Annotated in this window: 1 protein-coding gene and 3 rRNA genes (1 of these 4 running past the window's edge); 3 read left to right on the top strand and 1 reads right to left on the bottom strand. The window is 44.7% G+C overall.

What is annotated here, in order from left to right:
- The 3 genes from H5072_RS09225 to rrf all read left to right on the top strand — a co-directional run.
- Positions 1–178, top strand: a 16S ribosomal RNA gene (locus H5072_RS09225); it begins 1,358 nt to the left of the window's first position.
- A gap of 296 nt (positions 179–474) precedes the next feature.
- A 23S ribosomal RNA gene (locus H5072_RS09220) occupies positions 475–3,364 on the top strand.
- A 147-nt stretch (positions 3,365–3,511) separates the two neighbouring features.
- Positions 3,512–3,626 (top strand): 5S ribosomal RNA (gene rrf, locus H5072_RS09215).
- The 16S, 23S and 5S rRNA genes sit together here, the layout of an rRNA operon.
- A gap of 530 nt (positions 3,627–4,156) precedes the next feature.
- Here the strand turns inward: rrf and H5072_RS09210 are convergent.
- The coding region (locus H5072_RS09210; protein ID WP_182693349.1) for a chemotaxis protein at positions 4,157–5,000 on the bottom strand (844 nt) is incomplete at its 5' end.

Here is a 5,000-nt window from a genome sequence, read left to right as displayed (position 1 = left end):
GACGCGGTGAATACGTTCCCGGGCCTTGTACACACCGCCCGTCACACCATGGGAGTGGGTTGCTCCAGAAGTAGATAGTCTAACCCTCGGGAGGACGTTTACCACGGAGTGATTCATGACTGGGGTGAAGTCGTAACAAGGTAGCCCTAGGGGAACCTGGGGCTGGATCACCTCCTTATACGATTTAGAACTTATTTGTTCGTAGTGTCCACACAGATGATTGTTAATTAGTGCTTGTTCTTCGGAATAACTAATTAATATGCTCTTTAAAAATTTGGAAAAGCTGATAATAAAATTCTGATAGATACATTGTATTTATCAAGAGTTTTCAAAAGTAAAAAAGAATGGTAGCAGTACCATTCAGTGCCATTTGATTAACGTTTTACGTTGATTGATTGGTATCTACTTTAGTATTCAATATTAACTTCTGGCGAAGTTAAACTGTCACAAAACAAAGACCCGTTTGGGTTGTATGGTTAAGTGACTAAGCGTACACGGTGGATGCCTTGGCAGTTGGAGGCGATGAAGGACGTATTAACTTGCGATAAGCCTAGTCAAGCTAGTAAAAAGCGCTTGAGACTAGGATTTCCGAATGGGGAAACCCACCTGCTTGCAGGTATCGTTAACTGAATACATAGGTTAACGAGGCGAACGCGGAGAACTGAAACATCTAAGTACCCGTAGGAAAAGAAATCAACCGAGATTCCGAAAGTAGCGGCGAGCGAAATCGGAACAGCCCTTAAGCTTATTATGTGTTAATGGAAGGCTCTGGAAAGTGCCACGATACAGGGTGATAGTCCCGTACATGAAAAGACATTTTAAGTGAAATCGAGTAGGTCGGAGCACGTGAAACTTTGACTGAATATAGGTGGACCATCATCTAAGGCTAAATACTCCCAACTGACCGATAGTGAACCAGTACCGTGAGGGAAAGGCGAAAAGAACCCCTGTGAGGGGAGTGAAATAGAACCTGAAACCGTGTACGTACAAGCAGTAGGAGCCCACTTGTTGGGTGACTGCGTACCTTTTGTATAATGGGTCAGCGACTTATATTTTGTAGCGAGGTTAACCGAATAGGGTAGCCGTAGGGAAACCGAGTCTTAACTGGGCGACTAGTTGCAAGGTATAGACCCGAAACCCGGTGATCTAGCCATGGGCAGGTTGAAGGTTGAGTAACATCAACTGGAGGACCGAACCCACTAACGTTGAAAAGTTAGGGGATGACCTGTGGCTAGGAGTGAAAGGCTAATCAAACCGGGAGATAGCTGGTTCTCCCCGAAATCTATTTAGGTAGAGCCTCGGACGAATACTTACGGGGGTAGAGCACTGTTAAGGCTAGGGGGTCATCCCGACTTACCAACCCTTTGCAAACTCCGAATACCGTAAAGTAATATCCGGGAGACACACGGCGGGTGCTAACGTCCGTCGTGAAGAGGGAAACAACCCAGACCGCCAGCTAAGGTCCCAAAGTCATAGTTAAGTGGGAAACGATGTGGAAAGGCCCAGACAGCCAGGAGGTTGGCTTAGAAGCAGCCATCCTTTAAAGAAAGCGTAATAGCTCACTGGTCGAGTCGGTCTGCGCGGAAGATGTAACGGGGCTAAACTATGCACCGAAGCTGCGGATTCAGAATTTATTCTGAGTGGTAGGGGAGCGTTCTGTAAGCGGTTGAAGGTGTACCGGGAGGTATGCTGGACGTATCAGAAGTGCGAATGCTGACATGAGTAACGATAATGGGAGTGAAAAACTCCCACGCCGGAAGACCAAGGGTTCCTATCCCATGTTAATCAGGGTAGGGTAAGTCGACCCCTAAGGCGAGGCCGAAAGGCGTAGTCGATGGGAAACAGATTAATATTTCTGTACTCGATATAATTGCGATGGGGGGACGGAGCAGGCTAAACAAGCATGGCGTTGGTAGTCCATGTGAAAGTGAGTAGGTTGGTGACTTAGGTAAATCCGGGTTGCTGTTAAGACTGAGACACGAGACGAGTCACTAAGGTGATGAAGTTGTTGATGCCATACTTCCAGGAAAAGCCTCTAAGCTTCAGATTATATGGAATCGTACCCCAAACCGACACAGGTGGTCAGGTAGAGAATACTAAGGCGCTTGAGAGAACTCGGGTGAAGGAACTAGGCAAAATCGTACCGTAACTTCGGGAGAAGGTACGCTCCTATCTGTGATGAGACTTGCTCTCTAAGCGGACGGGAGCCGCAGTGACCAGGTGGCTGGGACTGTTTATTAAAAACACAGCACTGTGCAAAATCGCAAGATGACGTATACGGTGTGACACCTGCCCGGTGCCGGAAGGTTAATTGATGGGGTTATCCTTAGGGAGAAGCTCTTGATCGAAGCCCCGGTAAACGGCGGCCGTAACTATAACGGTCCTAAGGTAGCGAAATTCCTTGTCGGGTAAGTTCCGACCTGCACGAATGGTGTAACCATGGCCACGCTGTCTCCACCCGAGACTCAGTGAAATTGAAATCGCAGTGAAGATGCTGTGTACCCGCGGCTAGACGGAAAGACCCCGTGAACCTTTACTACAGCTTGGCACTGAACATTGAACCTACATGTGTAGGATAGGTGGGAGACTTTGAAGCAGCGACGCTAGTTGTTGTGGAGTCGTCCTTGAAATACCACCCTTGTAGTTTTGATGTTCTAACGTTGGCCCCTGAATCGGGGTTACGGACAGTGCCTGGTGGGTAGTTTGACTGGGGCGGTCTCCTCCTAAAGAGTAACGGAGGAGCACGAAGGTTGGCTAAGTACGGTCGGACATCGTACGGTTAGTGTAATGGTAGAAGCCAGCTTAACTGCGAGACAGACACGTCGAGCAGGTACGAAAGTAGGTCATAGTGATCCGGTGGTTCTGAATGGAAGGGCCATCGCTCAACGGATAAAAGGTACTCCGGGGATAACAGGCTGATACCGCCCAAGAGTTCATATCGACGGCGGTGTTTGGCACCTCGATGTCGGCTCATCACATCCTGGGGCTGAAGTCGGTCCCAAGGGTATGGCTGTTCGCCATTTAAAGTGGTACGCGAGCTGGGTTTAGAACGTCGTGAGACAGTTCGGTCCCTATCTGCCGTGGGCGTTTGAGAATTGAGAGGGGTTGCTCCTAGTACGAGAGGACCGGAGTGAACGAACCGCTGGTGTTCGGGTTGTCATGCCAATGGCATTGCCCGGTAGCTACGTTCGGAACTGATAAGCGCTGAAAGCATCTAAGCGCGAAGCAGGCCTCGAGATGAGTTCTCACTAGACTTTTAAAGTCTCTGAAGGGCCGTTGAAGACTACAACGTTGATAGGCAAGATGTGGAAGTGGTGTGAGCCATTAAGCTAACTTGTACTAATTACCCGTGAGGCTTAACCATACAACGCCAAACGCGTTTTATGCGACAGTTTAGACAGAAGTTAATATAACTAAAGTAGAAATTACTTAAAGAAAGACTTAAAAAATATTATCAGATATTTTCCAAATTCAGTTAATGCGTAGAGATACGGATTAACGCCCTAATTTGCTTGGTGACAATAGCGTTTTGGACCCACCTGATTCCATGCCGAACTCAGTAGTGAAACGAAACAGCGCCGATGATAGTGTAGCATTTGCTATGTGAAAGTAGGACATTACCAGGCTTCAAATTCAGTCGAAGGACTTTAACCTTAATAATTAAAATAAGAAAAGTGAAATATGCGCAATTAACATACACTCATATCGCGACACAAAGATAGTGTAGCATTTCACTGTGACTCTCCACCGCTGTGGGCACTACGACATCACAAGGCTTAAAATTGTAGAGAGCATGACTAGAAATAGTCGGCTTTTTTACGTCTGCAGAAAATGAAATGTGCGAATTAACACACTCATAGCAACACCATCACGTAGGTCGGGCGAGCACAGCGACTCCCGACACAAAGAGAGTGTAGCATTTCACTGTGGCTCTCCACCGCTGTGGGCACTACGACATTCTACTGCGTAGCGCACAGACCTCAAATTGTAGAGAGCCTGACTAGAAATAGTCGGGCTTTTTTACATCTGCAGAAAAGTGAAATATGGGGAGTAACGGACATTACATACTCGATTCTTCTATTCATCTAAATGTACAAGTTGAGCGGAATAGCTCATTATTCCAGTACTAAAGTTTATAGCCAAATCTAAAGGCTATTTAAAATAATCCGTAAGCTTGGGTTTCTTCACTTTCGGGTTCTTCTATTTGGGTTGGTTTAAATATTACGCTTGGATCAATTAATACACTGTGTTTTTGGGGGAGCTTGATTAATCCTCGCATCATATTTTTAGTTTGTGGGTCTAGATCAAAACCAACCTCAGTGAGCTTATCCAGTGGCTTTATGTCTTCTTTTTTATAGTCAATATTATCTTCAACCTTATCTACTAATAAACCAACATGTGGATTTAGTCCGTCTTTGGTGGTGAAAACAATTATAGGTTTATAGTCTAAGGTTATTTGCTCTTTAGCTGATTCAAATAAACGCTCAAGCTGAATTAGACTATTGCGCTTAATTTTCTCGAGCAGAGCTGATGTGTGTTTATGATCACTTTGATTATGGGCTGCTATAGCTGCTTTTGCTGTCTCTAGTAATGATTGGAAAGGCTCATCAAGCCGAGACATTGTTAATTTTAAGTCTTCATTGTCGGTGTTGAATTCCTTGTAAAATAGCACAAAATCTTGTAGTTCGGCGTCATTATTTGAAATAGAAGCCGAGCTATTTAACAAGTTACTTTGAAGGGTATTAAACCAGTTTAATAGTTTGTCTTGCCATGTTCTTAGTTGCTTTAGTACATGCGTATTACTTTGTTCAGTTGAGATATTATTTAAAATAATACCTAAATCAAAAACAGGTGTTGGTATATCCATATAATCTTTAACACCAATAAAGCTTTTATTATTGTTTGGTAAAGTTGTTAGATTATTGTCAAAGCGCTCTGTTAATAAAATATCGAGTATTTTAAGTGAAATTGTTTTGCAGCCCACTTTAAAGTTTATTAAT

The sequence above is a fragment of the Pseudoalteromonas sp. SR45-5 genome, from assembly GCF_014163565.1.
Taxonomy (GTDB): Bacteria; Pseudomonadota; Gammaproteobacteria; order Enterobacterales; family Alteromonadaceae; genus Pseudoalteromonas; species Pseudoalteromonas distincta.
The sequence above is the reverse complement of the archived record's forward strand: the minus strand, read 5'-3'. Positions and strand labels throughout refer to the sequence as shown.